Below are 22,165 nucleotides of genomic sequence, written 5' to 3' on the forward strand. Positions count from 1 at the left end.
CCTCGTAACCTCCAGGCAACCGAAAATGCGCGACAAAACGGACTTTAGGTACGTTTGTGACCGATTAATGAGGCGGGCGGAGGGGGTGGCGGCGGCGATAGCCTTGTCAGGTGCGTATAGCGAGGTTCTCCACAGGCGAAGGCGTGTCGTTCGGCGTGGTCGAGGGTGGCCCCGGCGAGGAGTTCGTGTCCGCGATCTCCGGGCACCCGTTCGGGGACGTCCAGTTCACCGGCGAACGCCACCCGCTGTCCCAAGTGCGGCTGCTGGCCCCGATGCTGCCCAGCAAGGTGGTGGCCATCGGCAGAAACTACGCCGAGCACGCCCGTGAGCTGGGCAACGAGGTCCCGGACGAGCCGCTGATCTTCATCAAGCCGTCCACCTCCGTGATCGGCCACGGCGAGCCCATCGCCTACCCGACCTCGCTGTCCCACCGCGTCGACTACGAGGGCGAGCTGGCCCTGGTGATCGGCCGGCTCTGCCGCGAGGTGCCGGTCGAGCGCGCCAAGGACGTCATCTTCGGCTACACGTGCGCCAACGACGTCACCGCCCGCGACCTGCAGAAGAAGGACGTCCAGTTCACCAGGGCCAAGGGCTTCGACACCTTCTGCCCGCTCGGGCCGTGGATCCAGACGGACCTCGACCCCTCCGACCTGGCGCTCACGACGACGGTCAACGGCGAGGTGCGCCAGAGCGGCCGTACCAACCAGCTCATCCACGACATTCCCGCGCTGGTCGCCTACGTCAGCGCGGTCATGACGCTGATCCCCGGCGATGTGATCCTGACCGGCACGCCTGCGGGCGTCGGCCCGGTCGAGGTCGGTGACGAGGTCAGCGTCGGCATCGAAGGCATCGGCACTCTGACGAACAAGGTGGTCTCCCGTGACTGATCTACGGGTGCGTTTCGCCCCGTCGCCTACCGGTATGTTCCACGTCGGCGGCGCCCGTACGGCGCTGTTCAACTGGGCGCTGGCCGAGCAGTCCGGCGGCCGCTTCGTGCTGCGCGTCGAAGACACCGACGCGACGCGCAACCGGCCCGAGTGGACCGAGGGCATCATCTCGGCGCTCGACTGGATCGGCATCAACGGCACCAACCCGGTGTTCGAGGGCCCCTATTTCCAGTCGGCCTACGAGCCGCAGCACCGCGAGGCCGTGGCCAAGCTCCTCGCCGACGGCAAGGCGTACTTCTGCGACTGCACCCGCGAGACGCTCGTCGCCCGCACCGGCTCCGAGCACAAGGGCTATGACGGCTTCTGCCGCGACCGGGGCCTGACCGAGGGCGCCGTCCGCTTCCGCACCTCCGACGAGGGCGTCACGGTCGTCGAGGACGTCATCAGGGGCCGGGTGGAGTTCCCCAATGACGCCCAGGAGGACTTCGTCATCGCCCGCACCGACGGCTCGCCGCTCTACGTGCTGGCCAACGCGGTCGACGACATCACCCAGGGCATCACGCACGTGGTGCGCGGCGAGGAGCACCTGGGCAACGCGGCCAAGCAGCAACTCCTGTGGCCCGCGCTCGGCGCCAACCCGCCGGTCTGGGCGCACCTGCCGGTGATCGTCAACGAGCAGCGCAAGAAGCTGTCCAAGCGCCGCGACAAAGTGGCACTGGAGGACTACCGCGCCGAGGGCTACCTGGCCGAGGCCATGGTCAACTACCTCATGCTGCTCGGCTGGGGCCCCGGCGACGACCGCGAGATCATGCCGTGGGTGGAGATGATGCCGCTGTTCAAACTGGAGAGTGTCAACTCCGCCAGCGCGTTCTTCGACGAGAAGAAGCTGCGGGCCTTCAACGGCGAATACATCCGCGCCCTGCCCGTCGAGACGTTCGAGGAGCGCTGCTCGTCCTATCTCGAGGCCGACTGGGACCGGGAGATGTTCAGCAAGGTCGCCGCGCTGGCGCAGACCCGCATCACCGTGCTGTCCGAGATCAGGCAGAACGTCGACTTCCTCTTCCTCGACGAGCCCGTGTTCGACGAGGCCTCCTGGGACAAGGCGATGAAGAACTCCCCGGTGGAGATCCTCGGCGGCTACCTGGAGCGGCTCCAGGGCGTCAGCTGGGACCCCGAGTCGCTGAAGGAGGCGCTGGAGCAGGTCGGCGCCGCCCACGGCCTCAAGCTGGGCAAGGCCCAGGCGCCCGTACGCGTCGCCGTCACGGGCCGGACGGTGGGCCTGCCGCTGTTCGAGTCGATCGAGGTGCTCGGCCGCGAACGCACCGAGGAGCGGATCCGCGCCGCCCTGGCCCGCCTCCAGGGCTGACCGCCGGGGTTCCAGGGCTGACCGCCGGGGTTCCAGGGCTGACCGTCGGAGTTCCAGGGCCGACCGTCGGAGTTCCAGAGCTGACCGCCGGGGCTCCCGGCCTGGCTGTCGCTCCGGCGCCGGCCGCGATGCCGAGGCTGATGGCCGCTCCGGCGGCCATCGACAGCCACACGCCCGCGACACCGGCCCAGGCGCTCAGCGCGTAGGCCAGGGGTAGCTGTACGGCGAAGCCGGCCAGCGTCGCCGTCAGCAGGCGCCTGCCCCTGCCGTTCGCCTGGAGCACGCCACCGACGGCGATCAGCCCGCCGAAGGGCACCAGGTAGAGCGGCATCCACCGCAGGAAGCTCACAGCGGGGTCGGCCGCGGCGCCGAACAGCCCGACGACGGGCACGGCCACCGCATTGAGCACGACCGCCACCACGGCTCCCGCGCCCAGGCCGGTCCAGAGCGGCGAGCCGGTGGCCTCCAAGCGGGCCGTGCTGATCATCGCCGCCTGGCGGAGCGCGTAGAAGACCATCACCCCGGCGAGCATGACCTTCTGCCCGATGCCGTAGCCCGCCAGCTCCGCGGTGCCGAACCCGGCCACGATCCCCACCAGCGCCATGCCCACGAGGGCACGAGCCAGGAAATCTCCGGACATGGGAAGTCCGGTCCGCACGACCTCTCCGATGAGCGGTCCATCGCCTTGCCCCGCGAGCGGACCGTCGCCTTCCCTCACGAGCGGACCATCGCCTTGTCCCGCGAGCGGGCCATCGCCTTCCCTCGCGAGCAGGCCGTCGCCCGAGTCGCGCGGCGTCAGTCGTACCAAGGTGCGGAGAGAGATCGCCAGCGTGGCGGTCCGTGCGATCACGGTGGCCAGCGCGGCCCCCTGGACGCCCAGATCGAGGCCGTAGATGAACAGCGGGTCCAAGGTGACCACCAGCGCGCCGCACACGAGCGCGTTGCGCATGGGGATCCGCGTATTGCCCAGGCCCTTGACGATGCCGTCCGCGATCGTCTGGGCGAAGTACACCGGCAGGCCGCCGAGCGAGATCAGCAGAAAACCGGCCATGAGGTCGTGGTCTCCGGCGAAGAGCGCGGCCAGTGGCTCGCGGAGCAGCACTCCGGGCACGGCGATCACGATTGAGAACACGGCCCAGAGCAGCCAGCCGGTCCTGATCACGGGGGAGAGCGGCGCGCGGCCGTCGCGGCGGCCGATCAGCACGGTGACGCCCGTCGGGACGGCCAGGAACAGGCCGTAGGCCAGGTATTCGACGGTGGTGGACACGGTGACCGCCGCGATGGCCGGCTCGCCCAGGCCGGAGACCCAGAGCAGGTCGATCACCCCGACCGCGACCACGGCGGTGAGCAGCTCGACGTAGACGGGGAGGGCGCGTCTGATCATTGCCTATGCCTCGCTTCGTTATATATCGAATAGAGGTATAACGTTAAGATGCATCCATGGCAAGTGGCGGTGACCTGAGTCTCACCATCCTGGGGTTTCTGCACGAGCGGCCGATGCACGGCTACGAGCTCAAAGCGCGTCTCGCCGCGCTGAGCGGGCACCTGCGGCCGGTGAGCGACGGCGCCCTCTACCCGGCCATCGCCAGGCTGGAGGGCAAGGGGCTGGTCGAGCGGCACGAGGAGGCGGGGGCCGCGGCGGCACGCCGCCAGGTGCTGACGATCACCTCGGCGGGGCGCGAGGAGTTGCTGCGGCGGTTGCGTGAGCCGGCCGACCTGGAGATCAGCGACCAGGCGAGGTTCTTCGCGCTGCTGACGTTCCTGTCGGCGCTGCCCGACCCCGCCGACCAGGCCGCCGTGCTGCGTCGCCGGCTGGCTTTCCTGGAGGCGCCGGCGAGCTTCTTCTACGAGGGTGGGCGGCCGGTGAGGGCGCGCGACGAGCCCGACCCCTACCGGCGCGGCATGCTGGTGGTCGCCCGCGCCGCGAGCCACGCCGAGCAGGACTGGCTCAGGCAGCGGCTCGACGAACTGCCGGCCGCACCGCCACGCCCCTGAGCGGCGTCCCCGAGCGACACCCCTGAGTCGTGCGAGATGGAGAGTGCCGACCAGGGGCGCCGGACAGGGCGTCGGGTGTCAGAGGAGGCCGCGGCGCGCCCTACGGCGGCGCTGGGGCCTCAATCCGGTGTGAGGCGTCGGAGATGTCAGAGGAGGCCGCGGCGCTCCAGCAGCGGCTGGATGCTGGGCTCCCGGCCGCGGAAGTTGCGGAAGGCGGTCAGCGGGTCGATGCTGCCGCCCCTGGACAGCAGCTCGCGGCGGAAGTGGTCGCCGTTCGCCCGCTCCAGCCCGCCGTTCTCCTTGAACCACAGGACGCTCTCGGCGTCCAGCACCTCGCTCCAGATGTAGGAGTAGTAGCCGGCGCTGTAGCCCCCCGCGAAGATGTGCGCGAAGTAGTTGGTCCGGTAACGCGGCCGGACCGTCGGCAGGGCGATCCCGGCCGCCTCCAGCGCCGCGGACTCGAACGCCTCGGCGTCGGCCACCGCCTCGCCCGCGGCCAGCTTGTGCCAGGCCCAGTCGAGGAGTGTCGCGGCCAGATATTCGACCGTCATGAAGCCCTGGTTGAACTTCTCCGCGGCCTTCATCTTCTCCACCAGCTCGGCGGGCATCGGCTCGCCGGTCTCGTGGTGCTTGGCGTAGTTGGCCAGGATCTCCGGCCAGGTCGCCCACATCTCGTTGACCTGGGACGGGTACTCGACGAAGTCGCGCGGCACACTGGTGCCCGACACGCGGGGGAAGCGCACCTCGGAGAACAACCCGTGCAGCGCGTGTCCGAACTCATGGAAAGCCGTGTTGACCTCGTCGTAGGTCAGCAGCGTCGGCCCGGAGCCCGGCTTGGTGATGTTGAGGTTGTTCATCACGACCGGCAGCTCACCGAACAGGCCCGACTGGTCGACCAGGTTGTTCATCCACGCGCCGCCCCGCTTGTTGGGCCGGGCGTACGGGTCGAGCAGGAACAGGCCGAGCCGGCCGCCGTCCTCGTTGAACACCTCGTAGACGCGTACGTCCTCGTGGTAGCCCTTCAAGTCGGGCCGCTCGGTGAACGTGACGCCGTAGAGCCGCGTGGCCGCGTGGAACACGCCGTCGCGGTAGACGCGCCACAGCTCGAAGTAAGGCCGCATGGCTCCGGCGTCGAAGTCGTAGCGGGCCTGGCGCACCTTCTCCGAGTAGTAGGACCAGTCCCACGGCTCGACCGCGAACCCGGCCTGCTCGGTGAGCGCCTCCGCCTCTTTCTTCGCATTGCGTACGGCCGGCCCGACGAGCTGTCCCAGCATGGCCTCGACCGCCTCCACGGTCTTGGCCGTCTGGTCGGCGACCGTGTGGGCGGCGTGGTTGGGGAAGCCCAGCAGCGCGGCCCGCTCGGCCCGCAGCGTGGCCATCTTGATCGCCAGCTCGAAGTTGTGCGGCGCCCGCTCCACGCTCAGCGTGTAGAGCCTGCGGCGCACGTCGCGGTCGGTGAGCTGGGCCAGCGCCGGCTGGTTGGTGTAGTTGAGCAGCGGCAGGACGTAGCGCCCGTCCTTGGCCAGCGACTGGATCGTGGCCTCGTCGAAGCCGTCGAGATCCTTGGCGTCGTCGACGACCAGCGCGGACTCGCTCAGCGCCTTCAGCAGGTTCTGGGCGAACTCGGTGGACAGCCGGGACAGCTCCTCGTTGAGCCGTCGCAGCTCGCCCTGCTCGGCCTCCGTCAGGTCGGCGCCGGCCCTGACGAAGTCCTCGCGGTATTTCTCCAGCAGCCACGACTCCTCGGGGTCGTCCGTGGTCACCCGCTTGACGCGGGCCCAGAGCGCGCGGTTGAGCCGGATCGCGTCGCTGTGCTTGGCCAGCGCGGGCGAGATCTGCTTCTCCAGCTCCAGGACGCCCTCCGTGGAGTTGGAGGAGACGATGCTGAAGAAGGCCGCGGACACGCGCTCCAGGATGCGCCCGGAACGCTCCAGCGCGGCGATCGTGTTGTCGAAGGTGGGCGGCTCGCCGCTGTCCGCGATCGCCTCGACCTCGGCCAGCCCTTCCGCCATCCCGCGCTCGAACGCGGGGAGGTAGTGCTCCTCGCGGATCTCCTCGAAGGGCGGCAGCTGGTAGGGCAGGCTGCTGGGGGCGAAGAAGGGGTTCTCTGCCAACGCTTGGGCTCCTCCACGTGGTGCTTTGACTCCCTCAGCTTGGCACGCCCGGCCCCCTTCCGCGCCCCTGAGGAAGGGGGTTCGGCAATCGTTTTGGTCTTGGCGCCCAAGCTGGGCTATTCTTTCGGACGTCGCCTTAACGCACCCCACGGGGTTCGGGCCGGTGGGGTATGGTGTAATTGGCAGCACGACTGATTCTGGTTCAGTTAGTCTAGGTTCGAGTCCTGGTACCCCAGCGCTTAACGGATGTCTCATAGAGGCGTCCGTTTTTTGCTTATGGATGAATTTCGGATGCGGCCGGAGTCGTTCCTCGCCTTCCTGGCCCCCCTTCTGGCGCCCCTCGTTCTCTTCTTCCCCGTGTGCCTACTGCTCGGCGCCTTCGTGACGGGCAGCGCGGCCGCCGGAGTGCTGATCGGCGCCCTCGGCGTCGGCGCGCTCATCGGCGTGCTGGCGATCAAGCACCGCCGGATGGTGGCGGGCACCGTCGTGCGCTTCTCCCCGCAGGGCGTGGAGCTGGCCGACGCCCACGGCTTCCGCCTCCGGCTGGCGTGGGCCCGGATGGAGCGGATCGACGTCGTGGAGAGCCGGATGGCCAGCCCTCGTCCGATCGGCGGCCTTGGCGGCGTCCGGGTGCGGGCCGGCGCCCTGTGGTCCGTCGGGCTGATCGGCTGGGGCGAGCGTGACGTGCCGCCACGGATACCCCAGTGGATGCGGGCCCAGCTCGCCGCGGTGCCCGTCGATCCGGAGACCGGCCTCCAGTGGCTCGGCATCCCGCTCGGCGCCGTCGATCCACTCTGGGAACGCGGCCCGATGGGCGACTGGGTCCGCCGCCATAGGCCCGATCTGCTGGCCTGATAGTGGTTTGGAGGTGCTCCGAGGGTGCGGTAGAGTTACCTGCGTTGCCGGGGGAACCTGGCAAATCGCTTGTGGACAGGGTCCCGTCGTCTAGTGGCCCAGGACGCCGCCCTCTCAAGGCGGTAGCGCCGGTTCGAATCCGGTCGGGACTACCACTGCCACAAGCTCACGAAGGTCCCGTCGTCTAGTGGCCCAGGACGCCGCCCTCTCAAGGCGGTAGCGCCGGTTCGAATCCGGTCGGGACTACATTTCATCACCGCTCTCGGTCGCATTTCGCGCCGGGGGCTTTTTCATTTGCCCGCCCAAGGCGGTCGCCCATCCAAGCCCGTTGCCGGTCCAACCTGGTTGCCCGCCCAAGACGTCGCTGGAATGGCGATGGCGCCGCCCCAGCAGCTGGAGCGGCGCCATCCGTACGAAAATGCCTAGGAGTTGGAGCGGGCCTTGAACAGTGCCCGCCGCGCCGCCTTGGCGACCTGCTTGTCGGGGTGGACCTGAGAGATCAGGTCCAGCAGCTCCTCCACATGCGCGTGCGGGATCTTCCAGATCACCTCGAGCAGGTTGTTGAGCAGCTCGGGCCCGATGTCCCGCAGGCTCCCGATGAACTCCGACCGGCCGAGCCCGGCCGAGATCGTCCACATGTCGAGGATCAGCCAGTGGGTGTCGTCCTGCGTCGGCTCCGGCGCGCCCTCCACCTGGAGCTGGCTCAGGTGCGTGGCCGCGTAGGGGCGCAGCGAGGACTGCTTCAGCGCCTCCTGCCAGGCCGGGATCGCCGCCTCACCGAGTGTGCCGACCACGCTGGCCGCCTGCACCCGGATGAGCGCGTCGGACTCGTCCTGGGCGGCGGCCTCCAGCAGCTCCTCGGCCGCCTTGCCGGGCTCGCGCAGCCGCATCCAGTCGGCGAACTCGGCGTCGGCCTCCTCCTCCGGCAGCTCGGCGCTGAGCGCGAGCAGCTCGTGGGCGCTCATCGACTCGATGGCCGGCCGCGCGTCGACCTCGATGTCGGAGTCGTCCACCAAGTGGACGACTCCCTCGGTGCCGAGCGGCGTGAGGCTGACCGTCTGGCCGGTGACCTCGACCATGCCGTAGCCGGTCAGCCAGGCGAGCGCCCCGGCGAGCGGGTCGCCCGCCGCCTCCCAGGCGTCGGAGCCCAGCTCGTCGAGCTCCGCGGCCGCCTCGGACAGCTCCTGGCCGAGCTCCGCGAGGTCGCGGGAACCGCCGCCGAGGAGCAGCCTGACCAGCACGCCCCGCGTGAGGCCCGCCAGGGCCATGGTGAGGTCCTCGTCGGCCAGCTCGGGGTCGCCGTAGTCGACCGAGTGCAGGCCGAGCATCCAGGCGTCGAGCACGTCCTCGTCGTCGTCGAACGGCCACTCGGACGTGTCGTCCTGGACGCCCACGGTGTTGGCGTCACCCGGCTCCAGGAACTCCAGGTCGACGGCGAGGTTCCAGACGTTCCACAGCTGCGGGACGGCCTCGGCGAGCGAGCCCTCGGTCTCCGGCCTGGGCAGCCCGACGGCGGTCAGCGCCTCGGCCACCTCGTCCTCGGAGAGCAGGGTCTGTTCGCCCACCCGGCGCCCGGAGCCCACCCACACGGCCAGGTCGCGCGCCTGGGCGATCAGCGGCACCTCGCGGGCGGCCGTGGCCAGCTCGGAGTCGGGGCGCAGCCTGATCGTGTCGAGGTCGGCCAGCGCGTCGGCGAACGGCTCGAAGTCGCCCAGGTCGCCGATCTCCTCCTCCTCCTCGTCGTCGCCTTCGGCGTCGTCGTCGAGGAGGTCCTCCATCAGCTCGACGAAGTCGTCCTCGACGTCGTCGAGCTCGGCCTGCAGGTCGGAGAGGGAGTCAGAACCCTCGGTGAGCCGTCCGGTCTGCGAGAGGAACGTCAGGTACGCGTCGACGGCCGGGAGCATCCCGTCGGCCGCGGCGTCGGCGTCCTCCACGACCTTGGGCATGCGGTCGAGCAGCAGGTTGCGCAGGTCGGCACGCTTCCACGTGCCGAGATCCTGGGAGAAGGCGAGGCGGTGCCACAGCGCCGCTGGTCCCACGAGCTCGGGGTCGCTCTCGGGCGCGTTGTCGCGCGCCCAGATGATGAACTCTTCGAGCAGGGGTCGCAGCTCAGTGGCGGCTACCTCGATGCGATCTGTCACGCACTCAGGCTAGTGCGCCCGCGAGGCACTCGGCTCCCCAAATAGTCGCTTTTGCTGATCATGACGTGCGGCGCATCGCTTCCGTGATGCGTTCGGCGGCCGCCATGACGGGCACCGCGTGCAGTCGGCCGGGGGCTCTCGTCAGCCGTTCGATGGGACCGGAAACCGAGACCGCCGCGATGACCTTGCCGCCGCTGCCCCTTATCGGCGCGGAGACGCTGGCCACTCCCTGCTCGCGCTCGCCGACACTGTGCGCCCATCCTCTGCGGCGCACCGACGCCAGCGTGGCGGCGGTGAATTTCGCGCCGCGCAGCCCCCGGTGCAGGCGGTCGGGCTCCTCCCACGCCAGCAATATCTGGGCGGCGGAACCCGCCGTCATCGGCAAGGCCGAGCCCACGGGCACGGTGTCGCGCAACCCGCTGGACCGTTCGGCCGCGGCCACGCACACACGCTCGTCACCCTGGCGCCGGTAGAGCTGCGCGCTCTCGCCGGTGAGGTCGCGCAACTGCATCAGCACGGGCGCGGCCACCGCGAGCAACCGGTCCTCACCCGCCGCCGTGGACAACTCGGAAAGCCGTGGGCCGAGCACGAACCTGCCCTGTGTGTCACGGGTCACGATGCGGTGGTGCTCGAGTGCGACGGCGAGCCGGTGGGCCGTGGGGCGGGCCAGGCCGGTGGCCTGGACCAGCTGTGCCAGCGAAGCGGGACCCGCTTCGAGGGCATTGAGTACCAGAACGGCCTTGTCCAGTACGCCGACTCCGCTAGAGTTGTCCATACACCGATACTGACGTCTCGACATATGAGAAGGCAAGTCGGAGGACTCTCCCGCGAGGGAGCGCGATGGGGAGCATCGCATCAACCAGGAGGAGATCATGGCCCGCACATTGGCGGAGAAGGTCTGGGAGCAGCATGTCGTGCGCCGCGCCGACGGCGAACCCGACCTCCTCTACATCGACCTGCACCTCATCCACGAGGTGACCAGCCCGCAGGCGTTCGACGGTCTCCGTCTCGCCGGGCGGACCGTGCGCAGGCCTGAGCTCACCATCGCCACCGAAGACCACAACGTGCCGACCGTGCTCGGCCCGATCGCCGACCCGGTGTCCAAGACCCAGGTCGAGACGCTGCGCAAGAACGCCGCCGAGTTCGGCATCCGGCTGCATCCCATGGGTGACGCCGGTCAGGGCGTGGTGCACATCATCGGCCCGCAGTTCGGCCTGACCCAGCCGGGCATGACGATCGTCTGCGGTGACTCCCACACCTCCACGCACGGCGCGTTCGGCGGCATCGCGTTCGGCATCGGCACCTCCGAGGTCGAGCACGTGCTGGCCACCCAGACGCTACCGGCCTACCGGCCGAAGACGATGGCCATCGAGGTCTCGGGCGAGCTGCCCGTCGGCGTCACGGCCAAGGACCTGATCCTGGCCATCATCGCCAAGATCGGCACCGGCGGCGGCCAGGGCTACATCGTCGAATACCGTGGCGAGGCCGTACGCAAGCTCTCCATGGAGGGCCGCATGACGGTCTGCAACATGTCGATCGAGGCCGGTGCCCGCGCGGGCCTGATCGCGCCCGACGAGACCACCTTCGACTACCTCAAGGGCCGTCAGCACGCGCCGACCGGCGAGGCGTGGGACCAGGCCGTCGAATACTGGAAGTCGCTGCGCACCGACGACGACGCCGTGTTCGACAAGGTGGTCGAGATCGACGCCTCGACGCTCACCCCGTACGTCACCTGGGGCACTAACCCGGGCCAGGGCCTGCCGCTGGGCGCGTCCGTGCCCAGCCCCGAGGACTTCGCCGACCCGATCGCGCGTTCGGCGGCCGAGCGGGCGCTGGAGTACATGGGCCTCACGGCCGGCACGCCGCTGCGCGAGATCCAGGTCGACACGGTCTTCGTCGGCTCGTGCACCAACGGCCGCATCGAGGACCTGCGCTCCGCCGCCGAGATCCTGCGCGGCCGCCAGGTCACCACCCGCACGCTGATCGTGCCCGGCTCGATGCTGGTCAAGCTCCAGGCCGAGCAGGAGGGCCTGCACGAGGTGTTCAAGGCCGCCGGCGCCGAATGGCGCGAGGCGGGCTGCTCGATGTGCCTCGGCATGAACCCCGACACGCTCCAGCCGGGCGAGCGCAGCGCCTCCACCTCCAACCGCAACTTCGAGGGCCGCCAGGGCAAGGGTGGCCGCACCCATCTGGTGTCGCCGCAGGTCGCCGCCGCGACCGCCGTCACCGGCCGCCTGACCGCCCCCGCCGACCTCGCTTAGGAGACTTCCGATGGACGCCTTCACCACCCACACCGGTACGGCGGTGCCGCTGCGCCGCAGCAACGTCGACACCGACCAGATCATCCCGGCCGTCTGGCTCAAGCAGGTCAGCAGGACCGGGTTCGAGAAGGGCCTGTTCGCCGCCTGGCGCGAGGACCCGGCGTTCGTGCTCAACGACCCGGCCTACAACGGCGCCTCGGTCCTCGTCTCGGGCCCCGACTTCGGCACCGGCTCCTCGCGTGAGCACGCCGTGTGGGCTCTGCAGCAGTACGGCTTCCGCGCCGTGATCGCCGCCCGCTTCGGCGACATCTTCCGCAACAACTCCACCAAGATGGGCCTGCTCCCGGTCGTCCTGCCGGGCGACAAGGTCGAGGCACTCCAGGCGGCCGTCGAGGCCGACCCGGGGCTGGAGGTGACCGTCGACCTCGTGGAGCGCCAGGTCCGCTGGGCCGGGGAGAGCGTCGGCTTCGAGATCGACGACTACACCCGCTGGCGCCTCATGGAGGGCCTCGACGACATCGGACTGACCCTGCGTCATGCCGACGATGTGGCGACGTACGAGAATGGTCGGCAGCCATGGCTGCCGACGACCGTCTAGAAGACGACGAACTGGCGCGGCGGCTGCGCGAAGCGCACCGCCGCGTCCGCATGCTGCCCGCCGCCGAGAAGGAACGGCTGGGCCGCCGTTACGTCGCGATCTGCGATCTCGCCAAGCGGGATCCGGAAAGGGCGGCGGCCCGCCTCGAAGCGTTTCTCGCCACACTCGACAGCGATTTCGACACGCCACGCGCACCCGAAAACACGCTCGGTGATTGAGTTCCCCCGCGATCCCGCCTACTTTCGAGCGCGTAAGGGGTTTCTACCGAGAACTCATGAGCTGGAACCCCGAGCCGTAACTGGGGGAGCAGACCTTTATGAACAAGCGGGAACTCGTCGACGCCATCGCAGACCGGGTGGGCGACAGGAGGACGGCCACGGAGGCCGTGAACGCGATCATCGACGCCATCCAGAAGGCGGTCGCCAGCGGAGACAAGGTCTCGATCACCGGCTTCGGCGCGTTCGAGATGGTCCACAAGGGGGCCAGGAGCGCCCGTAACCCGTCTACGGGTGCCGAAATCGCGGTCGCGGAGAGCTGGGGGCCCAAGTTCCGTCCGGGTTCGGACTTCAAGGAACTCGTGAACGTCGGCGGCAAGAAGCTTTCGAAGAAGAAGTAGTCGGAAGAGCTGGCCGGGCGCCCGGTCCCCTGTCGGGGGGCCGGGCGTTTCCTTATCCCTGGGATTCCCGGATTCCCGGAGAATCAGGGGAGCGGAAAGGTCGACAGCGTTATGTAGGTGATCTCGTCACCCGTCATCGCGAGACGGACCCGCTGCCCCGAGCGCAGGAGCCGCAGCGGCCCCGCGTCGAAGGCGGGCGTGCCGAACTCCAGCACGGTCCCGTCGTCGAGGAAGACCGAGCCGGAACGCGTCACCGGATCGAAACTGCGTACCGTCGCCTGCATGCGGCCCAGCGTAAACGGTGCGTCCGCGCCCAGCGAGACCCCGGCGCCTCACGAAGACGGCCACGGCCCGGCGCGTCACGAAGGCGGCCACAGCTCGGCGACCACCGCGGCGGTGTGCCGTCCCAGTCCCAGGGCGATGGCGGCCCGCAGGTCGTCGGGGGTGTCCACGTCGCGCCTGACCGAGTCGATGTCCTCCGTACACAGCTCCTTGGCGCCGCCCGCCAGGTGCTTGGCCCGCGACTCCCCGCCGAAGCGCGGCGTGAACGGGCGGCCCGGCCGTACCCCGTAGAAGGTGGTGCCGACGTCGAGCGCGTCGGGCACGAAGGACTGGTCGAACTCGGCGGCGCGGGTCAGCGCGGTGGCCAGCTCCGCCGGGCGCAGGGCGGGCAGGTCCGCCTGGAGGGCGCCGATCCCGTCGCCGGGCGCGATGCGTACGGCGTGCGCCGCGCCCGTGCGCAGGGCGGTGTTCAGGCCGCGGTCGGGGTCGTGCACCACCTCGGCCCCCAGCGCGGTCAGCGGCCCGGCGGCGGCCGGGTCGGCGGTCACCACGATTACCCGGGCCACCAGCGGGCAGGAGAGCGCCGCCGCGACGGTGTCGCAGGCGACGGCGACGGCCAGCCGGGTGCGGTGCGGACCCGTGGCGGCCGCCAGTCGTGTCTTGGCCGCGACCAGCGTCTTCACCGGAATGACCAGTGACCAGCGGATGCTCATAGGCTTAAGCATCGCGCCTCGACATCCCATGCGGCCAACCGGGAGACTTGGGGCGCAGACCGTAGGAGGAGATCATGAGCCGCCCCACGCGCCCATCGCGTTTCTGGGAGACCCTGGCCGTAGTGATCGTGAAACCACTGTCATGGCTCCTGATCAAGAAGGACTGGCGCGGGGGCGAGCGCATTCCCCGCACAGGCGGCATCATCATCGCGACGAATCACCTCTCCTGGACCGACCCCGTGCTGCTGGCGCACTTCCTCTACAACAACGGGCGGTGGCCGGTCATCCTGGCCAAGGCCACGCTGTTCAGGGTGCCGTTCCTGGGCAACGCCGTCCGCTCCCTGTGCGCCATTCCCGTCGAGCGGGGCAGCGACGAGGCGGCCAAGTCGCTGCACGAGTCGGCGGCGCGGCTGAAGGACGGCGCCGCGATCCTCTTCTATCCCGAGGGCACCTGCACCCGGGATCCCGACCTGTGGCCGATGGTCGGCAAGACGGGCGCGGCCAGGCTGGCGCTGGAGAGCGGCGCGCCGGTGATCCCGGTGGCTCACTGGGGCGCGCACGAGCTGCTGCCCTATGGAGAGAAAAGGCCAAGATTGTTCCCGCGCAAGACGTTCCGCGTGATGGTGGGGCCGCCGGTCGACCTGTCGGCGTACACAGGGCAGGAGCCGCAGGCCGACGTGCTGCGCGCGGCCACCCACGACATCGTGATGGCGATCACCGAGCAGCTCGCCGCGCTGCGCGGGCAGCAGGCACCCGCGGCCCCCTACGACCCGGCCGGACGGTGATGGCATGACGAAGGTCGCGGTGTTCGGCACCGGATCGTGGGGCACCACGTTCGCGATGATCCTGGCCGAGGCGGGCAACCACACTGTGCTGTGGGGCCGCCGGCCGGAGCTGGTCGCGGGGATCGAGCGCGGTCACGCCAACCTCGACTACCTGCCCGGCGTGGCGCTGCCCCCGTCGCTGCGCGCGACGACGGACCCGGCCGAAGCGCTCGACGGCGCCGACTTCGTGGTGCTCGCCGTGCCGTCGCAGTCCCTGCGGCCCAACCTGGCCGCCTGGCGTGAGCACATCCCGCGTGACGCGGTCCTGGTCAGCCTGATGAAGGGCATCGAGCTCGGCACGACCAAGCGGATGAGCGAGGTCATCCGCGAGGTGGCGGGGGTGCACGAGGATCGGGTCGCCGTCGTCTCGGGCCCCAACCTGGCCAAGGAGATCGCCCAGCGCCAGCCCGCCGCCACGGTCGTGGCCTGCGTGGACGAGGGGGTCGCCGCGCGCCTGCAGGCGGTCTGCCACCTGCCGCCGTGGTTCCGCCCCTACACCAACACCGACGTGGTCGGCGTCGAGCTCGGCGGCGCGGTCAAGAACGTGATCGCGCTGGCCGTCGGCGTGGCCGCGGGCATGGGGATGGGCGACAACGTCGGCGCCATGCTGATGACCAGAGGACTGGCCGAGATCTCCCGGCTGGGCGCGGCGCTCGGGGCCGACCCGCACACGTTCGCCGGTCTGGCCGGGATGGGCGACCTGGTGGCGACCTGCACCTCGCCGCTGTCGCGCAACCGTACGTTCGGCGAGAACCTGGGCCGCGGCATGACACTCGCCGAGGTCATCGCCGCCACCAGGCAGACCGCCGAGGGCGTCAAGTCGTGCGAGTCCGTGCTGGAGCTGGCCAGGAAGCACGACGTGGAGATGCCGATCACCGAGGTCGTGGTCGGCGTGGTGCACGACGGCATGTCGCCGAGCGAGGCCGGAATGCTGCTCATGTCCCGCTCGCCCAAGCCCGAGCGTTACGGCGTATGACGACGTCACCCGCCTGCTTGACCGGCTGTCCAGGGCGCGTATGGCGACGTCACCCGCGCGCTTGACTCGCTGTGCGGCGTACGCGCCGGTAGATTCGGACCTCATGAGCAAGCCACGCGTCGCCGTCGTTTTCGGAGGTCGCAATTCCGAGCACGCCGTGTCCCTGATGGGAGCCGGCAGTGTCCTGGAGGCGATCGACAGGAGCAAGTACGAGGTGATCCCCATCGGGATCGCCCAGGACGGCAGGTGGGTGCTGGCCGCGTCGGACCAGCGGTTCGCCATCGAGTCCGGCGAGCTGCCCGCCGTCGACACCACGGGCGCGGCCCTGGCGTTGCCCTCCGGCGGCGCCTCGCTGGTGGCCTACGACCCGGGCAGCATTCCCGTCGAGCTGGGCGGCGTCGACGTGGTCTTCCCCGTCATGCACGGCCCGTTCGCCGAGGACGGCACGATCCAGGGCCTGCTGGAGATGGCCGGCGTGCGCTACGTCGGCTCCGGCGTACTGGCCAGCGCGGTGGGCATGGACAAGGCCCACATGAAGACGGTCATGGCCGCCGCCGGACTGCCGATCGGACGCCACGTGGTGGTGCGCGAGCGCGACTGGCGGCTCTACCGGGAGCGGGTGCTGAAGGAGGCCGAGGAGCTCGGCTGGCCGGTGTTCGTCAAGCCCGCCAGGGCCGGGTCGTCGCAGGGCATCTCCAAGGCGCACGACCGGGCCTCGCTGGAGCGGGCCGTCGAGGTCGCCCGAGAGCACGATCCCAAGGTGCTCATCGAGGCCGCCATCGAGGGGCGCGAGATCGAGTGCGCGGTGCTCGAGTCGCTCGGCGACGAGCCGGCGGTCGCCTCGATGCCGGGCGAGGTCAAGGTCCAGGGCGGTCAGGAGTTCTTCGACTTCGAGGCCAAGTACTACCCCGACCAGATGTCGCTCACCGTGCCCGCCGACCTCCCGGAGGCGGTGGCCGAGGAGCTGCGGGAGATGGCCGTGCGCGCGTTCGAGGCGCTCGACTGCGAGGGGCTGTCGCGGGTCGACTTCTTCTACACGCCCGAGGGGAAGCTGATCTTCAACGAGATCAACACCATGCCCGGGTTCACGTCGTTGTCGGTGGCGCCGCAACTGTGGGCCGCCTCGGGGCTGCCGTACCCGGCGCTGGTCGACCGGCTCATCCAGCTCGCCCTGCACCGTTCACCCGGGCTGCGCTGACTGACTACGGGGCTGACTTACTACGGGGCCGGCTTCTGGGAGGCCGCCGCCTGGCTGATCGGCCCCGAGAGGTCCGCGAGAACCGAGGGGGCGACGTGGGTGCCCGCGATCGTGACCTCGACATAGGCGGGGTCCTCGATCGCGGTGTACAGGGTCGGCTTGTCGGGGTCGGCGAACCAGCCCACGCCGTCGATCTCCTGCAACGTGTCGGTCGGGGACATCCGCGCCGGGCGCGGCACACCGCAGCGGAGCGCGATCTCCGCCTCCCCCCAGACCGTGACGTACGGGGACGCGGGCGTCGACTCACCGCGTGGGGCGCCGTCAAGCATCTTGGGCAGCCGCCGGGCCAGGCTCTCGCAGGCCGCCGCCGCCTCCCCCTGAGGCTTGGGCGGCTCCACGCGAACGGCGCCGCCACACCCCGCGAGGATCAGCAGGGCGAGCAGGACAGTGGTGCGGCGCATGAACTAGATTTACCTCAAATATGGACGATCGGGCACGTCAGAGTACGTGTGATGCCCTCCACGGCCTGAATCTGGGCGACCACCAGCTTGCCCAGTTCGTCGACGTTGTTGGCCTCCGCGCGCACGATCACGTCGTAGGGGCCGGTGACGTCCTCCGCCTGCGTGACTCCGGGGATGCCGGAAATCTCGCGGGCCACGCTCGCGGCCTTGCCGACCTCGGTCTGAATAAGGATGTAGGCCTGCACCATTACGTCCTCCCGGGCGATTCGATCACGCCGAAGGGCCACCGTACCCTGTGTGCGTCAGGAGGTGCGTCATCACAGTCGGAGATCTCGGCGAATTCGGAGCGGTGTCTCGTATTTCCGGGCGCTTGCCGCAAGGTGCGACGGTCCTACTCGGGCCGGGCGACGACGCCGCAATGGTAAGGGCGCCCGACGGGCGCGTCGTGGTGTCTACGGACCTGCTACTCGAGGGTAGGCACTTTCGCCGCGATTGGTCCAGCGGCTATGACGTGGGTCGCAAAGCCGCGGCTCAGAACCTTGCCGACGTGGCCGCGATGGGGGCCGTGCCGACGTCCATCGTGGTCGGCCTGGGGATGCCCGCGGATCTGCCGGTGGAGTGGCTCGACGCGCTCGCCGACGGGTTCCGTGACGAGTGCGCGATCGTCGGGGCGAGCGTCGTGGGCGGCGACATCGCGCGCGGCGACCTGGTCGTCATCGGAGTAACGGCGCTGGGCGATCTGGGCGGCCGAGCGCCGGTGACCCGGTCGGGCGCGCGCCCCGGTCAGGTGGTGGCGGTGGCCGGACGTCTTGGGTACGCCGCCGCGGGGCTGGCGCTGCTGGAATCCGGCTGGCCGCCCAGCGACCCTTCGGAGCCGAGCCATGCGGAGGCCAGTCGCGCGGAGGCGAGTCCTGCGGGGCCGAGTCGTGCGGAGGGGGGCCGTGCGGAGGGGATACCCCTCTCTCCGCAGCGAGAGGCGCTCTGGGAGGCTGTGGCCGCGCATCGGCGGCCGTGTCCGCCGTACTCCTCGGGGCCCCAAGCCGCGGAGCTGGGGGCGAGCGCGATGCTCGACGTGAGCGACGGGCTGCTTCAGGACCTTGGGCACATCGCGGCGGCCAGTGGCGTACGCGTCGAGCTGGACCCGGCCGCGTTCGTGGTGGGGGAGCCGGTGGCGGCGGTGGCCGAGCGGCTGGGGGCCGATCCGCTGGACTGGGTGCTGTCGGGCGGCGAGGATCACGCGCTCGCGGCGGTGTTCCCCGCCGGAGTGGCGCTGCCGCCTCCGTGGCGGATCGTGGGGGACGTAGCGGCAGGTCAGGGAGTTCACGTCCGAGGGCGTGAAATTGGTCACGCCGGATGGGATCACTTTGCGTGACAAGCCGCCGCGATTTGTGTAAGGTTTGGCGGATTTGGGGTGTGACTACCGGGATTACTGGGACAAAGCCGTAGTAAAGGTGTTATGAAGATTGGCGGCCACTGTAACCTGCAGAAAGGGCAGCCATATGGGCCGCCACGGCACAGGTGGATCCGACGACGAGGATGAATGGGGGAACGAGGGCTCCGACGATTCGCAGGAGGACCCCAGGTTCACCACCGACCCCGCCGCGAGGTGGGCCGCCGTCCCGGATCCGACCGCCAAGAGCGCCTTCTGGGGCCCGGACGAGCCAGGAGCCGAGCCACCCGGCTGGCCCTCGCCGCCCGACCAGGTGGAGGTGACGGGCCAGTGGGCGCCGATGCCGAAACGGGAAGGCGGACCGGCCCCGACCGGCCCTGCTCCCGGCGTACGGCCTGACCCGTTCGAGACGACGGGCGCGTTCGCGCCGCCGCCGCGGTCGAAGACCGCCGGCCGGCCCCCGGAGTCTCCCGCCGAGCCCCCGAGCATGTTCAGCCGCCCAGAAGGACCCACGGGCGGTTTCACCCGCCCGGAGGGACCCGCAGGGGGCTTCGCCCATCCGGAAGGGCCCTCAGGCGGCTTCACCCGCCCCGAAGGGCCCTCGGGCGGCTTCGCCCACCCGGAAGGACCCGCGGACGGTTTCACCCGGCCCGAAGGGGCTTCGGTCCTTCCCTTCATGCGTCCCGAAGGGTCGGCCACGCGGCCCCAGGGGCGTCCTGAGGGCTCTGGGGCGTTCCCAGAGGGGCCTTCCGAGACCACGGGGGCGTTCATCATGCCCCCCGAAGGCGGGTTCAACCAGCCGCAGCAGCCGCCGGTGGGCGGTGCCGGACAGTCCGACCGCCCTGAGGGGCCGTTCGAGACGACCGGCGCCTTCACGCGTCCGGAGTGGGACACCCCCGGCCGGCCATCGGGACCCGCCGGCGAGCCCGGCTCGAACGAGACACGTGACTTCAACGAGCCCTTCGGCGCCACCCAGGTCTTCGGTTCCACCGAGGTGTTCGGGCCGCCGTCGAACGAGCCGCCCACGCCGGGCGACGTCAAGGTGTACGGCGCGCCGACCATGGTCGACGCGCCCACGCCCGCCTGGGCGGACAGCGCCGACAACGGCTTCCTCGGCTCGGGCTGGTCGTCGGACGAGCCGATCGACGAGCCGGAGCCGCGCCGCCGCCGTGGCCGCAAGAAGCCGCCCGCCGACCCCGACGTGCTCGCCGCGCCTCCCGGTGGCGGGCGGGGCAAGGTGGCGCTGCTCTCCGTCGCCGCCGTGGCGGTCGTCCTCGGCGGTACCGTCGCCGGCGTCAAGATGATGAGCTCCTCGAACGATCCGGCCAAGTGCGCCGGCGCCACCTGCGCCGCCGTACAGGTGACCAACCAGCCGGGTGCGAAGCCCAGCGAGTCCCCGGCGGATGAGGAGCCCACGGAGGAGCCCTCCGAGGAGCCGACCAAGAAGGAGACCAAGGCCGCCGACACCCCGAAGCCGTCGGCCACGGCCAACGTGCACACGCCGCACCGTAGCGCCTCCCCGACACCGAAGCCGACCAAGACGAAGACGAAGGAACCGGTCAAACCCACGAAGGAACCGGTCGACCCGACCCCGACGGAGAGCCTCACGGAGGAGCCGACCGAAGAGGCTACGGTGATCAACGACCCCGGCACCCCGAGCGGCGCTATCACGGCGGCCCCCGGACCCACCGACCCGGCCCAGGCCGCGGGCGGTCAGTCGGTGAGCCTGAACTTCGACGTGACCAACCAAGGGCTGGTCGGCTACACCGCGCAGCTGGACGTCGTCAACTCCTCCCTGGCGGCGCTGCCGTCGCTCACGGTCTCCCTGCCGATCCGCGGCCGGGTGCTGGACGTGAAGGGCGCCGGGTGGACGCAGGATGGGGATCAGCTGATCATCGACCTGACCGAGTCGCTCGCCGAGGGCGGCACCGCCCAGCTGACGATCTCGGCCACGGGCCGGGGCGCCGCGCCGGCGAACTGCGGCCTGGTGGGCGGGGACTGCGCCGTCAACTAACCAGCCATGCCAGTGGGGGAGGGGGCTGTAAGTTAATCGGCCCTCCCACTAGGGACGGGCCGTAGCTGACCCGCCATCCCACCAGGGACGGGCCGTAGCTGACCCGCCATCCCACCAGGGACGGGCCGTAGCTGACCCGCCATCCCACCAGGGACAGGCTGCAGCTGACCCGCCATCCCATCGGGTACCGCCGTAGCTGACCGGCCCTCCCAGCGAGGACGGGTCGTCAGCTCCGGCCCTCCCAGCGGGGGAGAGGCCGTTTGCCAACCGGCCACCCAAGCACGGGATACGCCGTCAGCTAGCCGGCCATTCCGGCGGGGGATGGTTGGATGGGGGATATGACGGTTACGACCCCTCCATGCGTGCTGACCGTCGCCGGGTCCGATTCCGGCGGCGGGGCGGGTATTCAGGCCGACCTCAAGACCATGCTCGCCTTGGGCGTCCACGGCATGAGCGTCATCGCCGCGGTCACCGCGCAGAACTCGCTCGGCGTCCAGGGCTACTGGGAACTGCCGCCCGAGGCCGTACGGGCGCAGCTCGACTCGGTGCTCGGCGACATCGGCGCGCGGTCGGTCAAGACCGGCATGCTGGCCTCACCCGGACTGGTCGAGGTCGTGGCGGCGGCGCTGGGCGCGTACTCGGCGCCGGTGGTGGTCGATCCGGTCGGCGTGTCGAAGCACGGCGACCCGCTGCTCGCGCCCGATGCCGTCGAGACGGTCAAGACGCGGCTGCTGCCGGTCGCCACCGTCGTCACGCCCAACCTGTGGGAGGTCGAGCAGCTCACCTCGGTCAAGGTCGAGGACGAGGACGGCCTGCGCCGCGCGGCCGACGCCATCCTGGAGCTGGGTCCCGCCTGGGCCCTGATCAAGGGTGGTCACCTGCCCGGCGAGCCCGTGGACCTGCTCACGGACGGCACGAGCGAATATCGCTTCTCCGCGCCGCGCCTGGACAACCGGCACACGCACGGCACCGGCTGCACGCTCGCCTCGGCCATCGCCTCCCACCTCGCGCTGGGGGATGACGTGCCGACGGCGGTGGGCAAGGCGAAGGAGTACGTCACGGGCGCCATCGCCAAGGGCTTCCCGCTCGGCGACGGCATCGGCCCGGTCGACCACGCCTGGCGCTGGCGCTGACCCGAGCCACCCCGGGGGCGCTGAGTCACCCCGCTGTCGGGGCATTCCGGACGCTGAGGCCACCCCGGACGCCGGGGCCACACCCCGGACACCCGGCCACCCCCGATGTCGGGAGACCCCCGGACGCCCCCAGACGCCGAGCCCCCGGTTGTGGCCGGGGTCTTTGGGTGGGATGCCCCCTGAGGGGGTGCGGAAGTGGACGGTCCGTTGCGGTCGGGGTTCCTGCGGTGGAGTCGGGAGAACCCCTAAACGTCGAGTCACCCCTGATACCGGGGGCCCCGACGTCGAGTCATCCCGGACACGGCGAAAGCCCGCCGCTCGGTGCCGAGCAGGCGGGCTTT

Annotated in this window: 22 protein-coding genes and 3 tRNA genes; 17 read left to right on the top strand and 8 right to left on the bottom strand. The window is 70.4% G+C overall.

Annotation, left to right across the window (positions count from 1 at the left end):
- Window positions 1–110 precede the first annotated feature (110 nt).
- Together ACQP2T_RS11300 and gltX are read left to right on the top strand one after the other, a co-directional pair.
- Window positions 111–887, top strand: a complete 777-nt coding sequence (locus ACQP2T_RS11300) for a fumarylacetoacetate hydrolase family protein (protein ID WP_225291995.1) — start codon at window positions 111–113, stop codon at window positions 885–887.
- 34 nt (window positions 888–921) lie between these two features.
- Window positions 922–2,253, top strand: coding sequence for a glutamate--tRNA ligase (gltX, locus tag ACQP2T_RS11305; RefSeq protein WP_433519755.1), 1,332 nt, complete (start codon window positions 922–924; stop codon window positions 2,251–2,253).
- Here the strand turns inward: gltX and ACQP2T_RS11310 are convergent.
- Window positions 2,147–3,637 carry an MATE family efflux transporter gene (locus tag ACQP2T_RS11310; protein ID WP_433516103.1) on the bottom strand — a complete coding sequence of 497 codons (1,491 nt, stop codon included), beginning with the start codon at window positions 3,635–3,637 and terminating at the stop codon, window positions 2,147–2,149. The genes gltX and ACQP2T_RS11310 overlap by 107 nt on opposite strands.
- A gap of 56 nt (window positions 3,638–3,693) precedes the next feature.
- Here ACQP2T_RS11310 and ACQP2T_RS11315 point away from each other — a divergent pair, with 56 nt between their 5' ends.
- Window positions 3,694–4,248 (top strand): PadR family transcriptional regulator, encoded by a 555-nt coding sequence (locus ACQP2T_RS11315; RefSeq protein WP_433516104.1) that lies wholly within the window; start codon window positions 3,694–3,696, stop codon window positions 4,246–4,248.
- Window positions 4,249–4,394: 146 nt separating this feature from the next.
- Here the strand turns inward: ACQP2T_RS11315 and ACQP2T_RS11320 are convergent, their stop codons facing one another.
- Complete coding sequence (locus tag ACQP2T_RS11320; RefSeq protein ID WP_433516105.1) at window positions 4,395–6,362, bottom strand: M3 family metallopeptidase; 1,968 nt, start codon at window positions 6,360–6,362, stop codon at window positions 4,395–4,397.
- Between the two features lie 164 nt (window positions 6,363–6,526).
- Between ACQP2T_RS11320 and ACQP2T_RS11325 the strand changes: the two genes are divergently transcribed.
- The 4 genes from ACQP2T_RS11325 to ACQP2T_RS11340 all read left to right on the top strand — a co-directional run bounded on the left by ACQP2T_RS11325 (window position 6,527) and on the right by ACQP2T_RS11340 (window position 7,463).
- Window positions 6,527–6,598, top strand: a tRNA-Gln gene (locus tag ACQP2T_RS11325).
- 40 nt (window positions 6,599–6,638) lie between these two features.
- Window positions 6,639–7,217, top strand: coding sequence for a hypothetical protein (locus ACQP2T_RS11330; protein ID WP_433516106.1), 579 nt, complete (start codon window positions 6,639–6,641; stop codon window positions 7,215–7,217).
- A 79-nt stretch (window positions 7,218–7,296) separates the two neighbouring features.
- Window positions 7,297–7,372 (top strand) — tRNA-Glu (locus ACQP2T_RS11335).
- An 18-nt stretch (window positions 7,373–7,390) separates the two neighbouring features.
- A tRNA-Glu gene (locus ACQP2T_RS11340) sits at window positions 7,391–7,463 on the top strand.
- Window positions 7,464–7,639: 176 nt separating this feature from the next.
- Here the strand turns inward: ACQP2T_RS11340 and ACQP2T_RS11345 are convergent.
- Together ACQP2T_RS11345 and ACQP2T_RS11350 are read right to left on the bottom strand one after the other, a co-directional pair.
- Window positions 7,640–9,358, bottom strand: a complete 1,719-nt coding sequence (locus ACQP2T_RS11345) for a hypothetical protein (protein ID WP_433516107.1) — start codon at window positions 9,356–9,358, stop codon at window positions 7,640–7,642.
- Window positions 9,359–9,416: 58 nt separating this feature from the next.
- Window positions 9,417–10,133, bottom strand: coding sequence for an IclR family transcriptional regulator (locus ACQP2T_RS11350; RefSeq protein WP_225291990.1), 717 nt, complete (start codon window positions 10,131–10,133; stop codon window positions 9,417–9,419).
- 97 nt (window positions 10,134–10,230) lie between these two features.
- Here ACQP2T_RS11350 and leuC point away from each other — a divergent pair, with 97 nt between their 5' ends.
- From leuC to ACQP2T_RS11370, 4 genes are all read left to right on the top strand, one after another.
- Window positions 10,231–11,619, top strand: coding sequence for a 3-isopropylmalate dehydratase large subunit (leuC, locus tag ACQP2T_RS11355; protein WP_433516108.1), 1,389 nt, complete (start codon window positions 10,231–10,233; stop codon window positions 11,617–11,619).
- 10 nt (window positions 11,620–11,629) lie between these two features.
- On the top strand, window positions 11,630–12,217 hold the full coding sequence (leuD, locus tag ACQP2T_RS11360) for a 3-isopropylmalate dehydratase small subunit (RefSeq protein ID WP_433516109.1): 588 nt from the start codon (window positions 11,630–11,632) through the stop codon (window positions 12,215–12,217).
- Entirely contained in the window at window positions 12,196–12,435 is a 240-nt protein-coding gene (locus ACQP2T_RS11365) for a hypothetical protein (protein WP_358539578.1), read from the top strand. The genes leuD and ACQP2T_RS11365 overlap by 22 nt, the downstream gene beginning before the upstream one ends.
- A 98-nt stretch (window positions 12,436–12,533) precedes the next feature.
- Window positions 12,534–12,833, top strand: coding sequence for an HU family DNA-binding protein (locus ACQP2T_RS11370; RefSeq protein WP_357643719.1), 300 nt, complete (start codon window positions 12,534–12,536; stop codon window positions 12,831–12,833).
- 83 nt (window positions 12,834–12,916) lie between these two features.
- Here the strand turns inward: ACQP2T_RS11370 and ACQP2T_RS11375 are convergent, their stop codons facing one another.
- The gene (locus ACQP2T_RS11375; RefSeq protein ID WP_357643721.1) at window positions 12,917–13,117 is read right to left on the bottom strand and encodes a hypothetical protein; all 201 of its coding nucleotides are present in this window, start codon (window positions 13,115–13,117) and stop codon (window positions 12,917–12,919) included.
- Between the two features lie 75 nt (window positions 13,118–13,192).
- Window positions 13,193–13,828 carry a 2-phospho-L-lactate guanylyltransferase gene (cofC, locus tag ACQP2T_RS11380; RefSeq protein WP_433516110.1) on the bottom strand — a complete coding sequence of 212 codons (636 nt, stop codon included), beginning with the start codon at window positions 13,826–13,828 and terminating at the stop codon, window positions 13,193–13,195.
- Between the two features lie 74 nt (window positions 13,829–13,902).
- On the opposite strand from cofC, the gene ACQP2T_RS11385 reads away from it, so the two are divergent.
- From ACQP2T_RS11385 to ACQP2T_RS11395, 3 genes are all read left to right on the top strand, one after another.
- Window positions 13,903–14,613, top strand: a complete 711-nt coding sequence (locus ACQP2T_RS11385) for a lysophospholipid acyltransferase family protein (protein WP_433516111.1) — start codon at window positions 13,903–13,905, stop codon at window positions 14,611–14,613.
- Window positions 14,614–14,617: 4 nt separating this feature from the next.
- Window positions 14,618–15,628: an NAD(P)H-dependent glycerol-3-phosphate dehydrogenase gene (locus ACQP2T_RS11390; RefSeq protein WP_433516112.1), complete on the top strand. Its 1,011-nt coding sequence runs from the start codon at window positions 14,618–14,620 to the stop codon at window positions 15,626–15,628.
- Between the two features lie 103 nt (window positions 15,629–15,731).
- Complete coding sequence (locus ACQP2T_RS11395) at window positions 15,732–16,826, top strand: D-alanine--D-alanine ligase family protein (RefSeq protein WP_433516113.1); 1,095 nt, start codon at window positions 15,732–15,734, stop codon at window positions 16,824–16,826.
- A 20-nt stretch (window positions 16,827–16,846) separates the two neighbouring features.
- On the opposite strand, the gene ACQP2T_RS11400 is transcribed toward ACQP2T_RS11395, so the two are convergent.
- Together ACQP2T_RS11400 and ACQP2T_RS11405 are read right to left on the bottom strand one after the other, a co-directional pair.
- Window positions 16,847–17,287 carry a DUF3515 domain-containing protein gene (locus ACQP2T_RS11400; RefSeq protein WP_433516114.1) on the bottom strand — a complete coding sequence of 147 codons (441 nt, stop codon included), beginning with the start codon at window positions 17,285–17,287 and terminating at the stop codon, window positions 16,847–16,849.
- Window positions 17,288–17,301: 14 nt separating this feature from the next.
- Entirely contained in the window at window positions 17,302–17,535 is a 234-nt protein-coding gene (locus ACQP2T_RS11405) for an Lrp/AsnC family transcriptional regulator (RefSeq protein WP_225291979.1), read from the bottom strand.
- 68 nt (window positions 17,536–17,603) lie between these two features.
- On the opposite strand from ACQP2T_RS11405, the gene ACQP2T_RS11410 reads away from it, so the two are divergent.
- The 3 genes from ACQP2T_RS11410 (at window position 17,604) to thiD (ending at window position 21,824) form a co-directional block, all read left to right on the top strand.
- Window positions 17,604–18,659, top strand: coding sequence for a thiamine-phosphate kinase (locus tag ACQP2T_RS11410; RefSeq protein WP_433519756.1), 1,056 nt, complete (start codon window positions 17,604–17,606; stop codon window positions 18,657–18,659).
- Between the two features lie 127 nt (window positions 18,660–18,786).
- Entirely contained in the window at window positions 18,787–20,691 is a 1,905-nt protein-coding gene (locus tag ACQP2T_RS11415; RefSeq protein WP_433516115.1) for a hypothetical protein, read from the top strand.
- 329 nt (window positions 20,692–21,020) lie between these two features.
- Window positions 21,021–21,824, top strand: a complete 804-nt coding sequence (gene thiD, locus ACQP2T_RS11420; RefSeq protein ID WP_433516116.1) for a bifunctional hydroxymethylpyrimidine kinase/phosphomethylpyrimidine kinase — start codon at window positions 21,021–21,023, stop codon at window positions 21,822–21,824.
- The last annotated feature ends 341 nt before the right edge of the window (window positions 21,825–22,165 follow it).

It is taken from the genome of Nonomuraea sp. CA-143628, from assembly GCF_050942315.1.
In the GTDB taxonomy this organism is placed as follows: domain Bacteria; phylum Actinomycetota; class Actinomycetes; order Streptosporangiales; family Streptosporangiaceae; genus Nonomuraea.

Coding starts and splice junctions, on each gene's coding strand:
- gltX (WP_433519755.1), top strand. CDS start 922: ATGTTCCACGTCGGCGGCGCCCGTACGGCGCTGTTCAACTGGGCGCTG.
- ACQP2T_RS11310 (WP_433516103.1), bottom strand. CDS start 3,637: ATGATCAGACGCGCCCTCCCCGTCTACGTCGAGCTGCTCACCGCCGTG.
- ACQP2T_RS11315 (WP_433516104.1), top strand. CDS start 3,694: ATGGCAAGTGGCGGTGACCTGAGTCTCACCATCCTGGGGTTTCTGCAC.
- ACQP2T_RS11330 (WP_433516106.1), top strand. CDS start 6,639: ATGGATGAATTTCGGATGCGGCCGGAGTCGTTCCTCGCCTTCCTGGCC.
- ACQP2T_RS11350 (WP_225291990.1), bottom strand. CDS start 10,133: ATGGACAACTCTAGCGGAGTCGGCGTACTGGACAAGGCCGTTCTGGTA.
- leuC (WP_433516108.1), top strand. CDS start 10,231: ATGGCCCGCACATTGGCGGAGAAGGTCTGGGAGCAGCATGTCGTGCGC.
- leuD (WP_433516109.1), top strand. CDS start 11,630: ATGGACGCCTTCACCACCCACACCGGTACGGCGGTGCCGCTGCGCCGC.
- ACQP2T_RS11365 (WP_358539578.1), top strand. CDS start 12,196: ATGGCTGCCGACGACCGTCTAGAAGACGACGAACTGGCGCGGCGGCTG.
- ACQP2T_RS11370 (WP_357643719.1), top strand. CDS start 12,534: ATGAACAAGCGGGAACTCGTCGACGCCATCGCAGACCGGGTGGGCGAC.
- ACQP2T_RS11375 (WP_357643721.1), bottom strand. CDS start 13,117: ATGCAGGCGACGGTACGCAGTTTCGATCCGGTGACGCGTTCCGGCTCG.
- cofC (WP_433516110.1), bottom strand. CDS start 13,828: ATGAGCATCCGCTGGTCACTGGTCATTCCGGTGAAGACGCTGGTCGCG.
- ACQP2T_RS11385 (WP_433516111.1), top strand. CDS start 13,903: ATGAGCCGCCCCACGCGCCCATCGCGTTTCTGGGAGACCCTGGCCGTA.
- ACQP2T_RS11390 (WP_433516112.1), top strand. CDS start 14,618: ATGACGAAGGTCGCGGTGTTCGGCACCGGATCGTGGGGCACCACGTTC.
- ACQP2T_RS11395 (WP_433516113.1), top strand. CDS start 15,732: ATGAGCAAGCCACGCGTCGCCGTCGTTTTCGGAGGTCGCAATTCCGAG.
- ACQP2T_RS11400 (WP_433516114.1), bottom strand. CDS start 17,287: ATGCGCCGCACCACTGTCCTGCTCGCCCTGCTGATCCTCGCGGGGTGT.
- ACQP2T_RS11405 (WP_225291979.1), bottom strand. CDS start 17,535: ATGGTGCAGGCCTACATCCTTATTCAGACCGAGGTCGGCAAGGCCGCG.
- ACQP2T_RS11415 (WP_433516115.1), top strand. CDS start 18,787: ATGGGCCGCCACGGCACAGGTGGATCCGACGACGAGGATGAATGGGGG.
- thiD (WP_433516116.1), top strand. CDS start 21,021: ATGGGGGATATGACGGTTACGACCCCTCCATGCGTGCTGACCGTCGCC.